Genomic DNA, 21,501 nt, shown 5'->3' with positions numbered 1-21,501 from the left:
TATATATGATATATTGAGTTCTGGAGGGAGATGTATTATGCAGAAGGCAATCGTAGTTTATTATATTACCGATAAGAAGAATAACTTAAGTGATTTAAATCAACTTTTGCAAGAGGGGTGGAAGGTTGTCTCTCAGAGTGCTATGTCAGGTGCAGGTGGTGGTGGAGCAGTTTATTCACTTGTTACATTAGAGAAAGATTAGGAAACAATGATTCGGGATTCATTGCCACTAACGGGTAACGAAAGTTTAATTAACCGCCTTTACAAAGGGCGGTTTTTTTGAGGGGTAAAACAACATTAAGATTTAACATAGCCTATCGGAAAGAAAGCGGAGTTTTCCATATTTGAAAATCCTGAATTCAATTTTGGAATCTTTTAATCTGTATTTATGGTTATTATGCCATTATAGGAATGAAAATTAAAAATGGGGGGAAAAGGAAAAAACAGTGATGAGTTGCCTATAGAGTTATTCGAGGAACTTGAAGGTATTTATACCTTTTAAGAGAACCATGTATGAAGTAGAGTTTGAACAATTTTAGAGATGAAGATAGATACTTTGGATAATATGAATTAAGTTTCAGTCTCACTCTCACTCATATTTACTAAGGGTCAGGGGGATAACATATTGAAAAAGTTTTTATTATCATTATTAGGTGGAGTTATAATTGGAGGAATTATTAGTTGCGTTTTTATGGATTATGAGACTTCGAACTATATAATTCAAAATTATAATGGACTTGATGAGAAAGAAATAAAAGAATGGGATTTTTCTTATATCACACAAGCTGGCTTCATAATTTTAATAACCACTCTGTTTATTTATTTTTCTTTGGTCGTATTAGAAAAGCGTGTAGACAAAAACAAATAAATGTGAAAAGTTATTAAAATTATTATAAATATTTCTCAGACATTACCTGGTTGTTGGACCGATAAAGTTATCAAGAAGACGACACCGCCATTTTAATTGGCAGTGTTTTTGGATACTCATAATTGTAAAAAAAAGTAATTTTAATAAGGGTACAGGGTCAATACTTGGACGGCCAACATCGGAATACATACCTTCCACTTTATAAAAATTATTGGAATTTAGAACCGTGGCGGCCAGTACTCATATTAAGAATTGTAATCCAGTATAAGTTATTTTTAGAAGGAGGTATAAGATGCTAATTGAAAGTATGAGTGATTTTTTTTATGAGCCAGTATACATACCTATTTTAGTGCTGCTGCTTGGATTATTATATGTAGGTATTTTAGTAGATAGTTTTACAAAAGTTAAGTTTAATATCATAGGATATTTTTTAATAGGAATATCTATAACAACATATCTTCTTGTTGGCTTGTATATGACCGGAAAAGGATATTATTTAGACGGGCACGCTCCGGAAATGTTAGTTTTTGGAGGTTTTGGGTTTTTAGAGCTTACCTTATTAACTTATCCTTATATATTCCTTATATTGGCGGTAACTCTAGGAAAAAAGGGCATATAATTCAGGCGGCCTAAATTGCAATTGTCCGCTTGGTTTTTAGCACCTAGTCTTTTAAAAAAAGAAGTATCAAAGAACAACTATCGTTCTTGATACTTCTTTCTTCCATTTATTTGAAGATATGTTTATTTTGCCATGAAAAGATTTTTGTTCTATTGGAGGTAACCAAAGGAAGCATACCAATGCGTTTTTAGTTTTCTCTTATGCTGCTTTCTTTTGTTTTTGGTCCAAGCGATAACTTAAGAATGTTAGAAGACTTGCAAAGATTGCAACCAGCCCACCGACCCATGTCACATTCAGCAAATTTCCCTGATGGTAAACAACTCCGCCCAGTGCGGAACCAAAGGCGATACCGACATTGCTTGCTACTGGCATCAGTGAAGCAGCTAGCCCTGTAGCTTTTGGTTGATAAATACCGGCAAGGTCTATCAAATAAAGCTGGGTAGATGTTGTTAAAAGGATGGCCATTAACGACATCAGGCCAATGTTAATCAATCCAAAGATAAAATGATTTGTCGTCCAATATAAACTGATCAGAACGATTGCCTGCACAAGGAAAACAAACCGGAGGCGTCCGATCGCATTGTAGCTGGCAATTTTACCAGCAAGGATGTTGCTGAAAATGGAAATGAATCCGTAGCCAAACAAGATCAAACTGATTGAACTGCCTGGTGCTTCCATTCCTTTCAGGATCGGAACGAGATACGTATAAACGGCATACGTTGCTCCAAATCCAAGAGATGGAATGAAAAAAGCCATTAAAATTCGCGGGTGTGTTAACAAAGAAAATTGATCACGCATCGAACTGCGAATTGTACTTTGCATAGTAGGCAAAACGAAGAAAGATGCCAGAAACGCAATAGCTCCGAGAAAAGTCGTTAACAGGAAGGATGCATTCCAGTCGTACCATTCAGCGATGACAGTGCCTATCGGTACTCCAATCACGTTTGCAAGCGTAAAGCCACCGAAAACGAATGATATAGCAAGTCCGCGTTTAGCGATCGGCATGGTTTCACTTGCAACAACCATGGCAAGTGAAATTAAAACGCCTGTTACAATCGCAGTCAGCATCCGAAGTGCAAGGAGCATGATGTAGCTCGTCGAAATCACGCACAAAGCATTCAGGACGATGAACGAACCTATCAAAAACAACATCCATTTACGCTTTGGAAAATGACTCGTTGCCGACATCACGAGCGGTGTGGCAACGGCAAACGTAAGCGCAAAAGCAGAAACGAGTGTGCCTGCTTTGGCATTTGTGATATGGAGACTCGAGGAAATATCGGTTAGGATCCCGACGATAACAAATTCGCTTGTCCCGAGAACAAATGTTAATAAAGTAAGTGTTAAGATGAGCAACCAATGTCGCTTGGTTAATTCTGTGGTGTGCATAAATACCTCTTTTCTTAGATGAATGTAGATGTGTCACAGGGTAGATAAACAATTTAACTATCATACCACAAAACATTTTTACGAGGAAAACCCTTGCTTAGTTATCGTTTGTTATTTCTTGCTAAAAAGCTTGTAGCTGAATCATTCACTAGCAGTTGAGCTGTATGTAGCGATGGAGGAAAATCATGCTTCTGTAGTGCCGACCATTATGAGTAGGGCCTTTCGATTCGCCAATAGATAAGGACTTTTGAAAAAGCAGCCCCCAAGACTGGAGGAAAATCACCATTCTTGGGGGCTGTTGTAATGCAATCGATCCAGCGTTTCGTTTTTAGTTTCCATGCCATATAACCAACGAAGGGACTGAATGAAGTAGTTAGTAAAGAATAGGTCATCATGAGTTCCTTCTGGATCAGACGCAAATAATAGATTGGATTCCGAATAGCCTTCCTTGATAAATTCAAGGTGGGCCTTCTTCGTGTAGCCAACCATATGCTTTTGTATCGTTTTTTTATAAATTCCCTCTAATTCCCCGACATATAAATAAAGCTGATGATCTTGACGCTTCACAGTTGGTTTGATATGGATATTTCCTTGCCGTTCGATCTTTTCTCCTTGAAGATAGCGAAGAACATCCTCGTACCAAAAGGAAGCCGATAATGAGATATATTGATGGAATACCTCTGGATAATAATAGGAGGCGAAAATCGAAACAAGCCCTCCTAATGAGCAGCCGGAAATAGCTGTATGAGAAGGTTCAGGATTCGTAGCATAATGGGCATCTATATATGGCTTTATTTCGGTTACAACAGTATGTAAATAAATCTGTGCTTGTCCTTCAAAGGTAGGAGCATGTGGTGCAAGTGATGGCGCATCCCACGGCGTATAGTCATTTTTGCGATCAATTGGTTCAATTCCAATAACGATAAGTGGCTCAATTTGACCTGAAAGAATTAAATGATCGATATAGTTTGCAGCTTGCTTGGCAGTTTCTCCAGCATCATGCATATAGATCGTTCGGTATTTCTTGGTTTGATCGTAATTTGAGGGTAAGATGACACATACCTCATAGTTGGCAATTTTCTCATCAAGGTACTGAATCATGTATTTTCCTCCATGTCCTTTAAGAATATTCGTATTTTGAAGATTAGAAAACAACATTTGATAATGATAACCATTATCAATTATAATGTACGCTCCATTATTTTGAAAGGAATAATCCGATTAATAGAAAAATCTAGTCATAAGGATGATAATAGGGTTGGAAGTCTTTAACTGTTAATTTGTGTCTTTGCATTAGATCCTCATTAGTTGATAAAATGATTTATCAGCTGTGTTTCTTTGATGAAACTATAATGAGGAGCGCTATACTTACCTGTCAACAAATAGAAAGTGGGATTTTATGATTAACCTGGATCAAGTGAGTAAAAAATTTTCACAGTTTCAGGCAATTAAGTCTGTTACTTTAACAATACCTAAAGGTGAAATTCATGGAATAATCGGAGCAAGTGGAGCAGGGAAATCAACGTTGCTGCGGCTAATGAATTTGTTGGAGACCCCAGATGCAGGTGACGTGGAGGTAAACGGCCAAAGGTTGACAACATTGAACAATAAAGCACTTCGAGGGGCACGGAAGTCGATTGGCATGATCTTTCAGCATTTTAATCTTGTGGCAAATAAAACGGTTCATGACAATGTGGCAGCCTCTTTAGAGCTGGCAAATTATCCAAAGAGAGAACGTCGGAGCCGTGTTATTGAGTGTCTTCAATTTGTCGGATTGGAGAAGGAGATGGAGAGATATCCTGCACAATTAAGCGGGGGACAAAAGCAACGTGTTGCCATTGCGAGGGCATTGGCAAATAACCCGCAAGTGTTGTTATGTGATGAACCGACCTCTTCCCTTGATCCAAATACAACGGCTGAAATATTAGATGTGCTACAGAACATAAACAAGCGCTTCGGTGTGACGATTGTCATTGTTAGTCATGAGCTGGATGTCATTAAAAGTATATGCAATCGTGTATCGATCATGGCAGAGGGAGAGATTTATGACACGGTCTTAATCGAACCAAATGGGATTCAAAAAAAGGATAATCGTCCAGAATACTTTATCGAACAATTAGCAGAGAATGGTGGGCTAGGTCATGCCTGAGATTTTAGTTCAATATGAGGCAGAAATTTGGCAGTCAATTGGAGAAACCATTACGATGGTTGGTGTGTCCATTTTTGCTGCGATTTTGATTGGATTGCCTGTCGGGACCTTGCTATTTCTTTGTAGGAAGGGTCATTTGCTTGAAAATCCGTGGGCTTTCTCGATTTTAAATTTACTTGTCAATATTATCCGTTCATTCCCATTTTTATTATTGGTTGTTTTTTTAATCCCGTTTACAAGGCTCATTATCGGCACAGCCATTGGTACAGCAGCTGCTTGCGTTCCATTATCGATCATTGCCATTGCCCATTATTCGCGATTGGTCGAGCAATCTTTATTGGACGTGCCAAAGGGTGTGATCGAGGCAGCCATTTCCATGGGGGCTTCTGTAAAGGATGTCATATTTAAATTTCTTTACGTGGAGGCTCGTTCAGGGCTTGTCCTTGGACTAACAACATCGATTATCAGCTTTATTTCCTATTCAACAATCATGGGAGTGGTCGGAGGCGGCGGTATCGGCGACTTTGCCATCAGGTATGGCTATCAGCAGTTTAAAACAGAGCTAATGATTTATATGATTATCATTATGATTATTCTAGTACAGCTTATCCAATTCATTGGAACAGCAGTAGCCAGAATGATTGATAAAAGATAAATAATGGAGGGAAACATCATGAAAAAAATACTCTTTCTCATGACAGCAATTATGTTGCTTTTAGTAGGATGTGGCAAGGCGGATGAAGGAAAAGAGAAAGAAAATGCGCAGAATCAGGAGAAGGAAGAGGTAACATTAAAAGTGGCCTCACTCATTCCCCCAATGACGGAAATTCTTGAGCTTGTTAAACCAAAGCTAGCAGAGGAGGGCATTAACCTGGAAATGGTTGTATTAGGTGATAATGTGCAGCCTAACACCGCACTGGCGGCAAAAGAAGTGGATGTGAACTTCTTCCAGCACGTTCCTTATATGGAGGAATTCAATCGAAACAAAAATGCCGAGCTTGTACCTGTGAAACCCATTTATTTTGCCAATTATGGTGTGTATTCCAAAGAATACGATTCAATGGATAAATTGCCAGAGGGTGCCGTTATTGCCATTGCAAATGATGTGTCGAATATTGATCGTTCATTGGCATTGCTGGCACAGCATAAAGTTATCACTTTAAAGGAAAAAAAGGGTCCATACTATACAATGTCTGATATCACTGAGAACCCTAAAAACTATAAGTTTAAAGAAGTCGATTTATTAATGCTGGCGAGAACGTATGATGAAGCAGATGCGATCGTGATAACACCTGCTTACGCTGCACCGCTTGGTTTGACACCAAAAAATGACGCTCTTCTCACAGAAGGTGTTGAAAATGACTTTGCGATTACATTAGTGGCACGCAAGGATAACGTGGATTCTGAGCCAGTCCAAAAATTGGCCAAGGCTATGACAAGCCCGGAGGTACGCAAATTTTTAGAAGAGAAATATAGTGAAACGGCCATTCCGGCATTTTAATTCTGATACAAAGAAAGGGTTATTCCTTCAACAGGAATAGCCCTTTTTTACGTGTCGGTTTAACATTGCCAATTTTGTGGCTCCTGGACAGCCTAGCTTTGTTCAATAATCCAAAGCTTAAAGAAATACACTTTTACTTCATTTTTAATCCGTTTAGTAAAAACTCCTTCCAATTCTTGAATAAATATAGAAACTCTTCTAAAATATATTTAGTCCATAATTTTACAGTGAATAAAAATATTACATACAAATGAAATCTAGTTATAAGAAAAGAAGTTGAAAGGACTTTCCATTATGTCGATGATTTACGAATCTCAAACACTAGTTTCTGCCATGCAAACGCGTGTCGGACAATATAAGGACCTAAAAGAACAGCTCACGGAATTAAAAAAAGGATTTGAGAGTATCGTTCATTTGGATGATGAGCTACAGGGTCAAGGCGCAGAGGCCATTAAAGGGTTTTACAAAGCACAGATCGATGTCGTGGATTCTTGGCTGCGTCTAATCAATCGGCATATTGCCTTTTTAAGTGGAATTCAAGGAGATACAATCGAAGCGAACCTTAGTGAAACCATAGTTACGGTTCCTTTTTTAGAGGAAGAGCTGACAAATGCGACTCGAAATTCTAAGGAAATGGTCACCGCCCAAAAAGATGATCTGAAAAAAATATTTGCTGGAATTGATGACATCATTCAGTTAGAGCCCTTTTCCGATGATGCGTTCTTTGAAAATATCGAGAAAGCTGAAACAAAACGGACCCAAACGATAGACAAAGTAAACGAAATCGATCATAAGTGGACGACTGAATATGCCAAATCCGAAGAGGACCAAGCGGCAGTGACGGCACTCATGGAGCAATTGAAAGTATCCAGTACAAGGGGAGGAGTAGTATCCCCGCTCTATTTTAATGCAGCAGCTTATAAAAATAGCGAAGCTTATAAAAACCTGGAAGTAAGGAAAAAAGAAACCGCGCAATATCTGAAGGTTAAGAAAGAAGAAGCGGAGAATCGCCGGATCAAAGACTTGAAGGCACAACTCGATCATGTAACAGATCCAGATGAGTTCCTCAAAATCGCCAAGCAAATCGGGTATGAAAACTTAGGGCAAACCCACCAGCAATATGTTATGCAGCTAGAAGCATCCAAGCAAACGGCAGACATTGCAAAAGGAATCGGCGTAGGCCTTTATGATGTAGGTAAAGACTTCGTGACAGGAGTTTGGGACTTTGTCACAGACCCTGGGGAAACGGTTGAAGGTGTAGCAAATTCAATCATGCACCCGATAAAAACCTATAAATATATTTCAAAGGCAATATCTGATTCATATGAACGGGATATGGTAAATGGCGATGCCTACTCGCGGTCTCATTGGGTAACTTATGCCCTCGGAACAGTCGTCACATCAGTAGTAGGAACAAAAGGAGCAGGTGCCGTAACGAAAACTGGGGTAGCGACCACAAAAGCGGCAGCAGTAAAAGGCGTTACGAAGGCAAAAGAACTTATCTCAATCCCTAACCTATTGCCATACAACCCAAAAAACCAACTGTCGTTGGCAGATGGAGTACCTTATAATGTGGTTAATGGTGTTGGGTTGAAGGATCAGTTAATTTCAATGGCGAAAGTGGAGTCTGAGATTAATAGTAAGGGTAATAAGATAGATTCTGATACAATAAAAAAATATATTAGAGATATAGAAGGACGAACTGGAAGAGAGTTACCTAAAAACCAAATAGAGAAGTTGAAGGAAGCTTTAAGAAATAAAAAATATAAAAAAATGTCACCAATAGAAACAGCTAAGCATAGGGCAGAATTTGATAAAGTAAAAAATAAAGTAATCAAAGAGTGGGAAGAAAATACTGGGCAAAAGTGGCCTATGTATAATGAAAATGTTATTTCAGAAAGAACAGGTAAAATAATTAGGAAAAAAGGAGATAAGTATGATGCACATCATATAATTGAAAATACCTTTGGAGGAGAACATGAATGGTGGAATATGCATCCTGCAAAATTCCCATATGAACATCAAGCTGGTATTCATGGAACAGGTTCACCAGCAAATACACTATTTAAAGGAGGTAAAAAATAATGAACTATGAATTTATTAAGGCAAACCAAGAAAATAGTTTTAATCCAGTGACTGAAAACGAAATAAAAGAGGTTGAGAAGGATCTCGATTTAAAATTTCCTAAGGAGTTAGTTAATTTTTATATAGAGGTTGGCTACGGGTTTATTGAAGGTTCAGAGTTTAATATTAATCGTATTATGGATCCTTATTCCGTAAGAGATTTTCGATTAAGAGTTAATGATTTTGAGTTTTATCCCGACATAGAAATCTATGATGAATTTGAGAATAACAAACTAATATTTTTTGAAGGAAGTGAATCAGCTTTAATGTCAATCGAATTGAATGAAAATAATAGAAGTCCAGTTTACTATTATGATATTCAAATTGCGACTTCTCTTGAAGAATTTTTAAGAAAGATAGAAGAAAATGATAAATATTACTTGGAGTTACTAGCTGATTAAAGAACGAAAATAAAACTCATACCTTGATTGGTTTTACGCCTTTCAAGGTTTTTTACTTTAAATTATATAAATCAGCTGAATTGATTGATAAAAAAGAAAATGATTTGTTTGAGAATCGAGAACTCATGATGGTAGTACCATCAAGGAGTTTTATTTTTATACTGGCTGTGAGGAAAAGTGTGAGATCTTAGCGGAATCTTAAAATTTCAATAAGAGTATTGGAAGTGAAGTATTTTAGATATTGAAAGACAAGGATTGTAATTGCATAAAAGGAGGAATATAAATTGGAAAAAGAAAAAATTATAGAGATTATCAATGAAAATAATGATTCGATATTTTTAACTGGTGGAGTCAGTGTTGATCAAATAGGAGATATTGAAAACATGCTCAATGTAAGCCTACCAGATAGTTATAAATGGTTTTTAGAGCAATATGGTGAAGGTATACTACTTGTAATTGAAATTTATGGTGCAGGAGCAAAAGAAACAAATATTCCTTCTTGTGTAAAATTTACGGAGAAATCACGTGAAGATGACAATCTACCGAAAGAATATGTAATGGTAGAAGAATTAGGTGAGTTGGCGTACTGTATCGACACGTCAATATTCCGAAATAATGAGTGTTCAATTGTAAGCTGGGATCCAATTAATGAAGAAGTTGGAGAGGAAAAGTTTGATGACTTTTATAAGTATCTCTATTATCGTTTGGATGAAATGTTAGATTAGTATTGATAAGAACATTACATGATAAAAATAAGTGAGGTATGAGCGATTAATCTTAGGATTAATCGTTCTATTTATATTTATATATAAATGATCTAAAAGGGGATCAAAGCGTATGAAATATTCGTATGAATTTAAAAGAAACCCATTAGGATATCTAAGAATAATCCTACCACAAGAAATTAACCTTTTCTCAGACCTTATTGAAGATATTGTATTTGACACAGAAGTGGATGAGTATATTGATATTGTTCAGAAAGTAATGGAAGGTGAATACGATGAATTTGAAATAGAAGGGAATGCTACCAGTGTCTTGATAAAAAAAGATACAACGGTTCTTCACCACTTTTATATCTTCGATAAGCCAAATGAGAATGAAATGGAAACTGAACAATTTAAAGAACTTATGCTAATATGGAAAAACAAAATTCCAGAAAGGTATAAAGAACCTAAGAATTAAGTTTTATAGATTTAGATAAAGCACAGGGCTATCCAAATTAATACTAAAGGTTGTGATGTTATGTTGTCTTCTAATAAATTAGAAGAACCAGTTTTTCAGTTCTTGGCTGGAACTTTTCATCAGGATATTGAATCTCCAGAAGAGGCATTAGAAGAATTATTAACGGAGAAAAGTAAAGAGTATCTGGAATCTGCTATTGTCTTTTTAACAGATTTTATTGGAAGGGAGTATTCAGATATCGAAAAGAATGAATACGTTCAATCTTGTGCAGATGGTGTGTACTTTCCCGCTCTTGGTTTAGAACCACTTCAGTGGCTCTATCAAGTAATTGAACAAATAAAAGAAGCTGTTAAAACAAAATAGAAAACCTTGATTGGCTAAAAGCCTTTCAAGGTTTCTCTTTTGTATGGGGCTCCCTGTGCCGAGTAAAACAGCTTTTTATACAGAGAATAAGAATAAATCGCTTAAATCCCTATATGATGTTTTACCAAATAATATAGTACCTACAACAACAATAATAATTCTTCTTCTGAATTCTGGAAGAAAAGAGCGTTAACTTTTTTAAATAAGAGGAGAAGTTCCTAGCAAGTTTATAATAATTTCTCCAAAGGAGTGAGGTTATGTTCTTATATTTCCGTAATGAATGTTTGGGTGAAATACAGAATGATAATAAAGAAGGCGTGTGGTTTTATGGATCTATCGTAGCCTATGAAAATTTAATAAAGTATAAAGATTTTCTAGCGGTTCTTGTTAATGAGGAGAAAGAATTCAAGGAAGGTAGTTTTAGTGAAGAATGGCTTAACGATGATAATTGGTTTATTGTTGATGAGCATCAAAATAAAAAGGGAATATATTTACCGGCAATACATGAAGATGGGGAGATAAATTGGCGGTATAGATAAGTTGCAATTTGCCTTGAAAAGCGTAGGTCTTTCAAGGCTTTTCTGATAATATTTTAAGGTAACTAAACAGCTATTAAACATCGAATATAAAGCACAGATTCTCAAATGACTATAATACCTTTATTAGAAGGCGGTACTTCATCTTTACCAGAAGGTCTTAGATTAAAGCAGGAGGTTTTATAATGGAAAAACAAGGACTAGTTTCTATATGGTTAGGTAATATCAAAAAAGAAAACTCTATAGAAGAATATGTGGATATAACATATGCTGAAGATGGGGAGTCTGTTCCTTCTAAATTTTTTATGGATTTTAATATTGATATGGATGATACTGACGAGGATTTTATTGAAAAAGAAGTATTAGAAAATAGTAATGATATTTCTATATTGTTAGAAGGCTGTTCATATGAAGAAATTATAATCCCTAAAATTAATAAACACTTTAATTTAAGAAAGTCATATAATGCTGTAATTCTAATTTATAATTTTGAGTATGATAATAAAATTAATTCAATAGGTGAGTTTGATTTTATCACTTCTATTAGTTATGTATAATAGTAATTTTAAAATTATTGAAATTAAGGTGAGTTACTGTGGATAAAAAAGTTATTAGTTTCCTTGAACAGTTACTTTATAATACAGATAAACACTATATGATCAGTGAGCTAACGAATACATACAACCCTTTATTACTTCATTATTTTGCTGCAAATTATAATTGGAATAGTGGATTTGATGTACCAAGAGTTATTTTAGAAAACGAAGCTTGTGATTTAGGAACAGGTTTACTAATGTTTCATTATGCGGAAGGCATTCGTATGTTAGAAAATTCAGAGGAAGTTTCAAGTTCTTCATTAGAGGAATGGAAAGATTTTTTGAATAAGATTTATAATAAACTTATAAACTTTGAATTTAAATCCCAAAATATTTCCTTTGACCCTGAATTAACCAAAATTCAAAAGTATAAGTTGAAAAAGAATAACCCAAACATTCCTGATATTCTTATTAATAAATCACCAGGCGAAGTGGTTGACGTTCCTGAAATATAATGTAAATGTTTTAAACCTTGATTGGCTTAAGCTTTTCAAGGTTTTTTATGTCTTATAATTGGTTTAATAAAGTTAAACGAAAAGGGTGATATCTTTGTCTATTAAGAAATCAATGGGCCAATACTTCAGTATGAGACATGAGCTTGCTGATGAAGGAATGAACTTTTTATTTAAGGCTTCAGTTACTGAAGAGCTTAATTCAATAATTTATGAAGGTGAAGTTGACGAAGAAGATTATATTACATGGAAACCTGTAGAAAAAACTACTTCACATGACTTAAAGGAGGTAGAAGAGAACTTAGGGGTGGGATTCCATAAATCAATTATTGAATATTTTAATTCGTATTGGTTCGCTAATTTAGACGGATTTTTAAATGATTTCTATATTAAATTAGATGCGGTTTTGCCAAACTTCGAGTTTGATTCATTCCGAGGGACCTTAGAGGGGTATAAGAGCAAACATAACAATAGACTAGAAAATATCCCTTTAGGTATCGAAGGGAATGGTTTGTTAGTGGTAATTGATAATGAGAACGGTAAAGTAAAGTTAGAGGATTTCGAAAGGAATTCATTTGAGGTTATATCAGAAAGTATTGAAGCATTAATTTCTAAACTAAGAATAAAAAGATAGTCGGAATTGACATTTGATAAAACCGAGGTGGTTCTATCAGAAAAGAACAATGGTGGGTGCAGGTCTTTGATGATATTTTGAAATACTAGAATACCTTGTAAATAAAGGAGAAACTAAATGGATAAAACTCAAATTGCGAAAGACATTAGAAGTGCCATAAAAAGTGACCAATTGGATACGTTAAGAGATTTACTTGAGAAAGAACCAGAAATGTTAACAGTGATGACTTCATTTGGAATGTGGTTGCATGTAGCTACCAAGAAGGGACACCTTGAAATGGTTGAGTACCTAATTAATAAAGGGATAGATATTGATGCTAGAGGTGGTACATTTGATGCTTCGGCATTAAATTTGGCAGCAGGTGCGGGGCATTTGGAGATAGTAAAGTATTTAATAGAGGCTGGCGCAGAATTAGATGAGAGCTTAGCGAAAAGAAACCCATTATTTGGAGCAATTTATGGTGGGCATAAAGAAGTAGTTGAGCTTCTAGTTGAAAACGGAATAGATATTTCAATTAGATATACGGGAGAGAGTATTAAGAATATGGATGCATATGAATATGCTAGAGAATTTGGGCAAACAGAAATTGCTGATTATTTAAAGCTGAAGATGGATGAAAAAGAATAAAGGGATCATACTGTTACTATAAAACTTACAAATTTAATGCTACTTAAAAACAGATGAACTTAAAGCACTTGATTGTCTATTAGTGCTTTTTTTGTTTATTAACGTGAAAAGTTAAAAGAGCATGAAGTGTCCAACATAGCGTAAGGGTAATTGATTACGATTTAGCTAAAGATTATATTAGAAATATCGAGACAACAAGATTAAAAAATACAAAGCGCAAACGGAACAATTAATTTACGTCCTGCCAAATTTCCTGATGAACATCAGGCAGGCATTCATGGTAAAGGATCTCCATCAAATAAATTGTTTCCAAGGAGGTAATTGATGGTGGCTAAATTTGATTATATAAAAAATAATCATAAGTTTTTTCCATTAAAAGAAAAAGATCTTATAGAAGCAGAGGAAAGACTCGGATTTAAATTTCCCCCTGAACTAAGGGAGTTTTACTTAGAAGTTGGATATGGTTTTTTAAAAGGCAATAATGAGAATTCAATAAGTAGATTAATGGATCCTGATACTATTGCAGATATTACACTAAGGGAAGGTATCTTTGAGTATGACCCTGACTTAGAGGGGATATATGATGAAGCAGACAAACTTGTTTTTTATGAAGTAAACGAGGGTGTATATTTAACCCTTGATTTAAATGATACTCAAAGGACCTCTGTACACTTCTTTGACAATAAAATAGCTGATTCATTAGAGAGTTTTATAAAAAAAGTTGATGAAGACAATGAATACTTTTTTGATATTTGAGGATTATGTTTACCCTTCAAAACGGTTTAAAAGAAAGGAGGAGTACATATGCCTCAGTGGAAAGACTTATTGATAGAAGTAGAAAAAATTGAAGGGAAATATGATGGTTCACTTAGGAATCCAGTATCGAATTCAGAAATTATAAAAATGAAACAAACTATTCAGCAGAAACTTGGAAACATTATTATTCCTGAGTCTTATATTGAATTTCTAAAGAAAGTAAATGGATTAGACTTTAATGGATTAGTAATCTATGGAGTTGATGAAACGCTACTTGATAACGAAGTAGATGAAGAGGTTCAGGGGTTTATTGAAACAAACGAGTTTTGGTATGAAAATGATTGGCAAAAGCAATACATATTTATGGGGGATTCTGATATTGCATGGTTTTGTTATGACCTAAATGAGAGAGTATATGTAGAACTTGATAAACCCTCTGGAACTTTAATTCAGTTCTTTGATAGTTTCGATTCTATGTTGAGTGATGCACTTGAAGCAAGCCTTCTGTAATTCTATACGCCGAAAGTATTATAATGAAGGATCATATAATGCTGGAATTGGGTGACAAGAACAAAGAAAAGCACTTGATTGTCTAATATAGGCAACAAATGCTTTTTTGCTAATAAACCAAAACACCATTCACAACAAAAAGCATTGGGCTATCAACTAGGTATCATACATCAGTGGATAACAAGGGGACTAGAAGCTTTAGGAGGGAATTAAAAATGAGTATTTTGCCTGAGAAAATAGATCAAATTCTAGGAGAGGACATTTATAAACGTGAAGATAAAAGTAAAGTAAATGAGACATTAAATAGTTTAGAAGTAGATGTATCAGATACATTCCGTGGATTTTACCATTATTATGCTGGACCTTTTTGGGAAGAATTTGTACCTTTTGAATTACTTGATATCGTAGATGAAGAGAATAATATTGAATCATATACATTTATTTGCCGAAAAGAGCATGGCTTTCCGAAAAAGTATTTGATTTTAAGTGAAATGTCAGCAAATGCTGTATTAGTGCTTGATACTATAACGGATAAAGTCTATACGGTGAATTTTGAGGGCGGAGATGAGCTGCTTTTAAAAGGAGAATTAAAAGAAACGTGGCCTACATTTTATGAATTTTTGAAAGCATATTTTAACTGCTAGTAGAGGAAGCTCTAAACCACCACATCTTAGGCAAACAATGGATCAAACGTTAACTTGAATCTTCAGTAACGGTCGTATTCTTAGCATTGTATGTCAATGTATTAATCTTTCAAACCCTTGGCACCTCTGGTGTCAGGGGTTATTTCGGGCCTTCTTCATAATATTTTTTTTCTGTCCGATAAATTAGCAAAAAAAATTCAATCAATTATTCCCTGCATGTGTTCTTCAGACTTGTCCGTACAATACGAAATTTAAGTTTAGTAGGTGATTTTGGTGAAATATTCAGCTATACAGGAGTTTATTGAGCAGTTTGGCAAAGATGATGATTTTACTGGAGGGGTAAGTGAAGACAAAGTTAAAGAAACAGAAAATAAATTACAAGTCCCACTTCCGGAGAGCTACAAATGGTTTTTAAAAAACTATGGCTCAGGGGGAAGTTTTGGTATTGATATAATTGGTTATGACTTTGTAGGTCCATCAGTAGTAACTGCTACCAATGATCATCAAAAGTATTATGGTTTAATCGATGGAATAGTGGTTATAGAAGATATTGATGAATTTGCCTATTGCCTCGACACTAATAAAATGAAAAATGGAGAATGTCCAGTTATAATGTGGGATAATCAAGAAGGCTATGGTCGAAAGCTTGCTGATAATTTTGTGGATTATTTTATTGACCGCCTTGAATTGGCAAAAGAAGAATGGGATGAAGATGAAGAAGATTGGTAAAAGCTGAGGGGAATAGTTATTTATCATGTTTTGTTATAAGTAAGAAATATTTTTATAAAAGAAGAAGTGGATGGAGCCTGAAATCAAAGGGACTATCCATTTTTTTATTCATTAAGGTTTGGGCGCCAAATGCCGTAATAGAACAACATAGTTTTGATGCTTTAGAGGAAGTAGTGAATCGTTAAGGGCTGTTGAAGCAATGGACGGTGACTTTGATGATATTGTTGAAGCTCTTGAAGATTTAGGAGACATAGCTAGTACAAGATAGTAGAAATACAGGAGGTAATGTTATGGATGAAAAAAGTCTAAATAAAACTATAAGAAACGCTATTAAGCTCGGTGATATTAATAAAGTAAAGCGTTTAATAAAAGATAATCCAGATTCTTTACATACAATGACACCATTTGGTACATGGTTACATGTTGCAGCAAAGAAAGGGCATTTTGAAATAGTAGAATATCTGATTCTTAAAGGAATTGATGTCAATACAAAAGGTGATATATTTGATGCTTCTTCTTTAAATGTGGCTGCAGGAGCGGGGCATTTGGAGATAGTAAAGTATTTAATAGAGACAGGCGCAGAATTAGATGTAAGCTTAGCAAAAAGAAACCCATTATTTGGAGCAATTTATGGTGGGCATAAAGAAGTTGTGGAGTTTCTAGTTGAAAATGGAATAGATATTTCAATTAGATATACGGGAGAGAGTATTAAGAATATGGATGCATATGAATATGCTAGAGAATTTGGGCAAACAGAAATTGCTGATTATTTAAAGCAGAGGATGGATGAAATAGAATAAAAAAGTGTTACAGGGAATAAGCCTGCTAACCATAAAGCACTTGATTGCCTTTTAGGCAACAGGTGTTATTGTTTTCTTTTATGAGATCTCTATACTTTGGCCGATATGAATAATGCTTGACTGAAATTAAAAGCTAATGGAGGTTGTACCTTGTACCATCATGCAATAATGGTTTTATGTTTTGTATAAAGTAGAAATGTACTTGAATAAAGATGAATCAATAGAAACGGCCTATCCATTATATATAAATGATCTAAAAGGAATTAAAGCGCATGAAATATCCGTATGAATTTAAAAGAAACCCGTTAGGATATTTAAGGATTATCCTACCACAAGAAATTAACCTTTTCTCAGATTTTATTGAAGATATTGTATTTGAAACAGAAGTGGATGAGTATATTGATATTGTTCATAAAGTAATGGGCGGTGACTACGATGAATTTGAAATAGAAGGGAATGCTACCAGTGTCTTGATAAAAAAAGATACAACGGTTCTTCGCCACTTTTATATTTTAGATAAGCCAAACGAGAATGAAATGGAAACTGAACAATTTAAAGAACTTATGCTAATATGGAGAAACAAAATTCCAGAAAGATACAAAGAACCTAAGAATTAAGTTTTATAAATCTAGATAAAGTACTGGGGTATCCAATTTCTCGTACAATATGAGATAGCGGAAAGCATGATGAAGTAAATATATTGAATTAGGAGTAGATGAATTGGGTAAAGTATTTGAGGATTACTTTAGTGAATTGCAAGCAGATATGGTTTCGATATGTTTAGAGTATGTTTTTGAAAGAGCTAATAAAATATTTATATATTGTTCACATGAAGAAGGCCTTGTTTCAAATGACTTTTTTTATAATATCAATGGTAAGATTGTAGAGAGACATAAACTCAATGATGCATTAGTCAATGAAGAGGGTAATGCAAACTTTTCTTATGATATATCAGTGGATCGACAAAAAGCAGTTGTGAAAATAATAAATGAAAATATTAAAGAATTGATTATATTATGCAGAAAATATGATCGTGAAATGCCAACAGAAATTAAGATTTTTTATGATGTACAAGCAAATAAACTAGCGGCAGATTATAAATATGATTTTGTACATACAAATGATTCTATTAAAACTGCAAGTTCTATTGCTAGGACATGGTTTGAACAAATCAAGAAAGAAAATAATTAATATAAAAAAAGACCAAACCAATTAGCTAAAAAACCTTGATTGAGTGTTCGTCACTCAGTCAAGGTTTTCTTTTTGACCTATATAATCGATTCCTTACACATTAGATTGTCCTAAAATCGAAAGTGAAACCGGATGTGTGGATTCCATCCATGTAGTTATGGCTATAATACTCGGATAAGTATATAACCTGGTCCTGAATATCTTTTTAGTAATCCTGCTTAATTATATTGTTATTAATTCAACCTTGAGTAAGAGTCTGGCTTGAGGTTTTTTATTATATGGTAAATCACCAATTCAATTACTGTAGTAAAACTATAATTTGAAAATGTAGTAATATAATTTAAATATATTGTACAATTATATTACAGTATAAAATACATGGAGGTTCACTATATGGAAGAAACTAAACGTGAGCGTTTCATTAGAGTGGCCGAAACACGAACAAATAAGATTATTAAATTGATTGATTTATTGGGGAATTGTTCAAACAAAAACAACTATGAATACACTGATGAAGATGTGAAGTTGATTATAGGTACTTTGGAAAGTGAACTGAAGGAATTAAAAAAGAAGTTTTTCCAAAGTGAAACGAAAGAGAAGGATTTCAAGCTAAAAAGATAGATTACTTGAAAGGATGATAATGTATGACATATTGGAACTTTCCTGCTGTTGCAGGAGGAAGTATTAACTCAATTAATAATGCTGGTCTAGAAACCTTCCGTGATTATCCAATTGATTCTTTAACACGTGAGGCTTGTCAAAACTCTTTGGACGCGATAAAAGATCCTACTAAACCTGTTACGGTAGAATTTAACACGTTCATTAATGACTTCTTACCAAACCGAAACGAACTCATTGAGGCATTAAGAAAAGCCAAAAATACTTGGCTTTATAAAACAGAGAAGAAAAATGAAAAAATTCTCAAGTTTATTAATAGAGGATTAGAACTGTTAGAAAACAGAGAAATTAAATTTATGCGTATTAGTGATTTTAATACCATTGGCTTAGTTGGTGCAAAAGAAGCAAAATTAGGTACACCTTGGAGTTCCCTCATTAAAGAAGCTGGCTCTTCTAATAAAGATGATGATTCTGGTGGTAGCTTCGGTATAGGGAAGGCTGCTCCATTTTTAAGCTCAGAATTAAGGACGTTGTTTTATTCCAGTTATGATAAAGAAGGGTACAAATCTCATATTGGAGTTTCTGATATTATGTCTTTTCATAAAGATGACAATCTTGTAACGGTTGGAAAAGGCTTTTACACTAAAAATGATAATTCGCATGCGATTGAACGTCTATTAAATCTTGATCCATCACTAAATCGTGATGAATCCGGAACAGACATTTTTGTCACATCCTTTAATGAGTTTGAAAACTGGGAGAATGAAATGATTCTATCAGTTCTAAAAAATTTCTTTGTAACAGTCTTTGAAAAGCTATTAATTGTAAAAATTAATGGTTTTCAAATTGATCATAAAAATATTGCTGATTTAATTGCTGGATTGGATGATAATGATGAAAATCAAATTTTAAAGCATTACTTTTCATTACTTACATCTGAACGTACTATCCGCATTCCTTATTCAAAGCAGTCATTCAGTAATAGCAAAGGCAAGATTGATTTTGAAGAAGGAGAAGCGGAACTGTTACTGATGGACGGGGATGATTTAAATCGTTGTGTATTAATGACACGTAAAAACGGAATGAGAATCTACGAGCAAAACCGAATTAGCGGTAGCATCTCTTTTACAGGTCTATTAATTATGAAAGGAAAAAACATGAACAAAGTGTTCAAACAAATGGAAAACCCAGCTCATGATAAGTGGATTCCGAAGCGTTACGAGGAAAACCAAAACCTTGCAGATAAGATTTATTCTGATTTACGTCGATTCCTTCGTGATTCAGTGAAGGATACGTTCCAACAAAATACCACTGATTCGATGAACGCGGTAGGGCTAAGTGATTTCTTACCAAACAGAAATTTACTAGAAGAAGATGGTACTCAAAAATTAGAATCAATCGAAACACGAGTGAAGTCAATTGGTATAAAAGAAATTGAGAAAAAGCCATCTAAGAAGGCTAAATCTAGAGGAAACGATCTTACTAAAACAGAAGAGCAAATTCTAGGAGAGTTTGGCATTACTGATGGTGAAGAAAGTGGACATGTTCCTGGAAAAGGCCGCTCTGGTGGTGGTGACGGTGGTGGCACAACCGAACCTGGTGGCGATAAAACAATAGATCCAGATAAAGGTGGAAATGTTGGTATAAAAGAAGAAGAAGCAACGAAAAGTGTGCCTGTCAAAAACCAACAAAAATATGCATGTGCCAATAAGAAAGCTGGGCAATACAGATTCGCGATTACATCACAAAAAGCAATTACAAAAGGCGAGTTGAAGTTCAAAGTTTTGGGTGAACAAAATGAATTTGATTTACCAATTGTACAAGCCCGATTTGCTGACAATGGTATTGTGGTGGATAGCATATCAGATAACACAATTCGTTTTTCGTCAACAGCAAAAACGAAATCCTTAAATGTTGATATTGAAATTGACTATTCAGATTATTGTGTAATGGAGGTGAGCGTGTATGAAGTTAAGTAATTCCTATCCTTATCCAGTTCTTCATCCGAATAATGATGACTATAGTAATTCAAGTTTTCAAGTTGAATTTGTTACAGAAAAAGTATTCGGGGAATTCAAAATTCATGCTTTCTTTTCATTACAAAATGAAGGAATAGAACAATTAATTCAAGCAGGAAACGCAGTTTACATGCTTCGTGTGGAATGTCCACAAACAAGCTTTCGAAAAGCTTATTTTAATGCGAAACCCGAAATTCATGAATCTATTGACACAAAGCATCTTAGAGGTAAAGTGAACATTCACTCGTTTATCATCGCGCAACGAGAAATCACACATTATAATAATAAATCTTTAAATGACTGGTATAAAGGAATTAAGATTATGTTTGAAAGAGGAAATCTTCTAGCAATCGGTAATGCTATTGAAGCAACTCTTCATGAGGATAACACTGAATTAATGGACCTCCCGGCTATAATCGATGTTCACAGAGGAATAAACAAGGAATATATGGAGGTAGAAATAAATTCTCAAATTATACTTGTTTCATTGCCTGAAGAAGAGTATGACCATTACGCAAGTTATGCTAACACAAGGTTAAAAAGCACAATCATTTCCATGATATTCCTCCCGTGCTTAATGGAGGTATTTACTAGAATGAAAGATGATAGAGAAGAAGATTTAGTAGAGTACACATGGTACCAAGTGATGGAGAAGATTTTCAAAGAAAACAATCTGCAAATTGAAGATGTAGGAACAGATCGTTTACCTGCACTAAAAGCCGCACAGCTTATTTTGCGTAAGCCGCTAAAATTAAGCTTTAAAGAAATTGAAAAAATAGCATTGGAGGATTAAA

At 34.6% G+C, this 21,501-nt stretch carries 27 protein-coding genes and 3 pseudogenes; 28 read left to right on the top strand and 2 right to left on the bottom strand.

What is annotated here, in order from left to right:
- Positions 1-37 precede the first annotated feature (37 nt).
- The 3 genes from ACYP5M_RS12275 to ACYP5M_RS12265 all read left to right on the top strand — a co-directional run bounded on the left by ACYP5M_RS12275 (position 38) and on the right by ACYP5M_RS12265 (position 1,487).
- Positions 38-202 carry a hypothetical protein gene (locus tag ACYP5M_RS12275; RefSeq protein WP_452444442.1) on the top strand — a complete coding sequence of 55 codons (165 nt, stop codon included), beginning with the start codon at positions 38-40 and terminating at the stop codon, positions 200-202.
- Between the two features lie 423 nt (positions 203-625).
- Entirely contained in the window at positions 626-868 is a 243-nt protein-coding gene (locus ACYP5M_RS12270; RefSeq protein WP_452444443.1) for a hypothetical protein, read from the top strand.
- Between the two features lie 292 nt (positions 869-1,160).
- Positions 1,161-1,487, top strand: coding sequence for a hypothetical protein (locus tag ACYP5M_RS12265; protein ID WP_452444444.1), 327 nt, complete (start codon positions 1,161-1,163; stop codon positions 1,485-1,487).
- A 198-nt stretch (positions 1,488-1,685) separates the two neighbouring features.
- On the opposite strand, the gene ACYP5M_RS12260 is transcribed toward ACYP5M_RS12265, so the two are convergent.
- Positions 1,686-2,876 carry an MFS transporter gene (locus ACYP5M_RS12260; protein WP_452444445.1) on the bottom strand — a complete coding sequence of 397 codons (1,191 nt, stop codon included), beginning with the start codon at positions 2,874-2,876 and terminating at the stop codon, positions 1,686-1,688.
- A 279-nt stretch (positions 2,877-3,155) separates the two neighbouring features.
- Positions 3,156-3,977, bottom strand: coding sequence for an alpha/beta hydrolase (locus ACYP5M_RS12255; RefSeq protein WP_452444446.1), 822 nt, complete (start codon positions 3,975-3,977; stop codon positions 3,156-3,158).
- 298 nt (positions 3,978-4,275) lie between these two features.
- Between ACYP5M_RS12255 and ACYP5M_RS12250 the strand changes: the two genes are divergently transcribed.
- The 25 genes and pseudogenes from ACYP5M_RS12250 to ACYP5M_RS12130 all read left to right on the top strand — a co-directional run bounded on the left by ACYP5M_RS12250 (position 4,276) and on the right by ACYP5M_RS12130 (position 21,500).
- The gene (locus ACYP5M_RS12250; protein WP_452444447.1) at positions 4,276-5,025 is read left to right on the top strand and encodes a methionine ABC transporter ATP-binding protein; all 750 of its coding nucleotides are present in this window, start codon (positions 4,276-4,278) and stop codon (positions 5,023-5,025) included.
- Positions 5,018-5,680: a methionine ABC transporter permease gene (locus tag ACYP5M_RS12245; protein ID WP_452444448.1), complete on the top strand. Its 663-nt coding sequence runs from the start codon at positions 5,018-5,020 to the stop codon at positions 5,678-5,680. Before ACYP5M_RS12250 ends, ACYP5M_RS12245 begins: the two co-directional genes overlap by 8 nt.
- Positions 5,681-5,698: 18 nt before the next feature.
- Entirely contained in the window at positions 5,699-6,526 is an 828-nt protein-coding gene (locus tag ACYP5M_RS12240; RefSeq protein ID WP_452444449.1) for a MetQ/NlpA family ABC transporter substrate-binding protein, read from the top strand.
- Positions 6,527-6,820: 294 nt separating this feature from the next.
- Positions 6,821-7,408 (top strand): annotated as a pseudogene (locus ACYP5M_RS12235) (T7SS effector LXG polymorphic toxin); the annotation flags it as partial.
- A gap of 762 nt (positions 7,409-8,170) precedes the next feature.
- Positions 8,171-8,611 (top strand): annotated as a pseudogene (locus tag ACYP5M_RS12230) (LXG family T7SS effector ribonuclease toxin YxiD); the annotation flags it as partial.
- Entirely contained in the window at positions 8,611-9,051 is a 441-nt protein-coding gene (locus ACYP5M_RS12225; RefSeq protein WP_452444450.1) for an SMI1/KNR4 family protein, read from the top strand. The pseudogene ACYP5M_RS12230 and the gene ACYP5M_RS12225, both read left to right, overlap by 1 nt.
- A 284-nt stretch (positions 9,052-9,335) precedes the next feature.
- Positions 9,336-9,776: an SMI1/KNR4 family protein gene (locus tag ACYP5M_RS12220; RefSeq protein WP_452444451.1), complete on the top strand. Its 441-nt coding sequence runs from the start codon at positions 9,336-9,338 to the stop codon at positions 9,774-9,776.
- Positions 9,777-9,888: 112 nt separating this feature from the next.
- On the top strand, positions 9,889-10,233 hold the full coding sequence (locus tag ACYP5M_RS12215; protein ID WP_459735113.1) for a tRNA-Val4: 345 nt from the start codon (positions 9,889-9,891) through the stop codon (positions 10,231-10,233).
- A gap of 60 nt (positions 10,234-10,293) precedes the next feature.
- The gene (locus ACYP5M_RS12210) at positions 10,294-10,596 is read left to right on the top strand and encodes a contact-dependent growth inhibition system immunity protein (protein ID WP_452444453.1); all 303 of its coding nucleotides are present in this window, start codon (positions 10,294-10,296) and stop codon (positions 10,594-10,596) included.
- Positions 10,597-10,853: 257 nt separating this feature from the next.
- Complete coding sequence (locus ACYP5M_RS12205; protein ID WP_452444454.1) at positions 10,854-11,135, top strand: hypothetical protein; 282 nt, start codon at positions 10,854-10,856, stop codon at positions 11,133-11,135.
- A 182-nt stretch (positions 11,136-11,317) separates the two neighbouring features.
- On the top strand, positions 11,318-11,689 hold the full coding sequence (locus tag ACYP5M_RS12200) for an immunity 22 family protein (RefSeq protein ID WP_452444455.1): 372 nt from the start codon (positions 11,318-11,320) through the stop codon (positions 11,687-11,689).
- Between the two features lie 38 nt (positions 11,690-11,727).
- Positions 11,728-12,183 carry a DUF4274 domain-containing protein gene (locus ACYP5M_RS12195; RefSeq protein WP_452444456.1) on the top strand — a complete coding sequence of 152 codons (456 nt, stop codon included), beginning with the start codon at positions 11,728-11,730 and terminating at the stop codon, positions 12,181-12,183.
- Between the two features lie 112 nt (positions 12,184-12,295).
- On the top strand, positions 12,296-12,814 hold the full coding sequence (locus tag ACYP5M_RS12190) for a SecY-interacting protein Syd (protein WP_459735140.1): 519 nt from the start codon (positions 12,296-12,298) through the stop codon (positions 12,812-12,814).
- Between the two features lie 117 nt (positions 12,815-12,931).
- Entirely contained in the window at positions 12,932-13,441 is a 510-nt protein-coding gene (locus tag ACYP5M_RS12185) for an ankyrin repeat domain-containing protein (RefSeq protein ID WP_459735112.1), read from the top strand.
- Between the two features lie 231 nt (positions 13,442-13,672).
- Positions 13,673-13,762, top strand: a pseudogene (locus tag ACYP5M_RS12180) (HNH endonuclease); the annotation flags it as partial.
- Between the two features lie 6 nt (positions 13,763-13,768).
- Entirely contained in the window at positions 13,769-14,197 is a 429-nt protein-coding gene (locus ACYP5M_RS12175; protein WP_459735111.1) for an SMI1/KNR4 family protein, read from the top strand.
- Positions 14,198-14,245: 48 nt separating this feature from the next.
- The gene (locus tag ACYP5M_RS12170; protein ID WP_452444459.1) at positions 14,246-14,707 is read left to right on the top strand and encodes a YrhA family protein; all 462 of its coding nucleotides are present in this window, start codon (positions 14,246-14,248) and stop codon (positions 14,705-14,707) included.
- Between the two features lie 215 nt (positions 14,708-14,922).
- Positions 14,923-15,351: an SMI1/KNR4 family protein gene (locus tag ACYP5M_RS12165; RefSeq protein ID WP_452444460.1), complete on the top strand. Its 429-nt coding sequence runs from the start codon at positions 14,923-14,925 to the stop codon at positions 15,349-15,351.
- Positions 15,352-15,624: 273 nt separating this feature from the next.
- Entirely contained in the window at positions 15,625-16,080 is a 456-nt protein-coding gene (locus ACYP5M_RS12160; protein ID WP_452444461.1) for an SMI1/KNR4 family protein, read from the top strand.
- A 290-nt stretch (positions 16,081-16,370) separates the two neighbouring features.
- On the top strand, positions 16,371-16,880 hold the full coding sequence (locus ACYP5M_RS12155; RefSeq protein ID WP_459735110.1) for an ankyrin repeat domain-containing protein: 510 nt from the start codon (positions 16,371-16,373) through the stop codon (positions 16,878-16,880).
- A 272-nt stretch (positions 16,881-17,152) separates the two neighbouring features.
- Entirely contained in the window at positions 17,153-17,497 is a 345-nt protein-coding gene (locus ACYP5M_RS12150) for a tRNA-Val4 (protein WP_459735109.1), read from the top strand.
- A 148-nt stretch (positions 17,498-17,645) separates the two neighbouring features.
- Positions 17,646-18,071: a DUF600 domain-containing protein gene (locus tag ACYP5M_RS12145; protein WP_459735139.1), complete on the top strand. Its 426-nt coding sequence runs from the start codon at positions 17,646-17,648 to the stop codon at positions 18,069-18,071.
- Between the two features lie 393 nt (positions 18,072-18,464).
- Positions 18,465-18,692, top strand: a complete 228-nt coding sequence (locus ACYP5M_RS12140; protein ID WP_459735108.1) for a hypothetical protein — start codon at positions 18,465-18,467, stop codon at positions 18,690-18,692.
- Positions 18,693-18,715: 23 nt separating this feature from the next.
- Positions 18,716-20,668 (top strand): hypothetical protein, encoded by a 1,953-nt coding sequence (locus ACYP5M_RS12135; RefSeq protein WP_459735107.1) that lies wholly within the window; start codon positions 18,716-18,718, stop codon positions 20,666-20,668.
- Positions 20,655-21,500 carry a hypothetical protein gene (locus tag ACYP5M_RS12130; RefSeq protein WP_459735106.1) on the top strand — a complete coding sequence of 282 codons (846 nt, stop codon included), beginning with the start codon at positions 20,655-20,657 and terminating at the stop codon, positions 21,498-21,500. Before ACYP5M_RS12135 ends, ACYP5M_RS12130 begins: the two co-directional genes overlap by 14 nt.
- Position 21,501 lies beyond the last annotated feature (1 nt).

The sequence above is a fragment of the Peribacillus sp. N1 genome (genome assembly GCF_054600815.1).
Note: the sequence above shows the minus strand (reverse complement) of the source record. Positions and strands in the feature narration are given on the sequence as shown.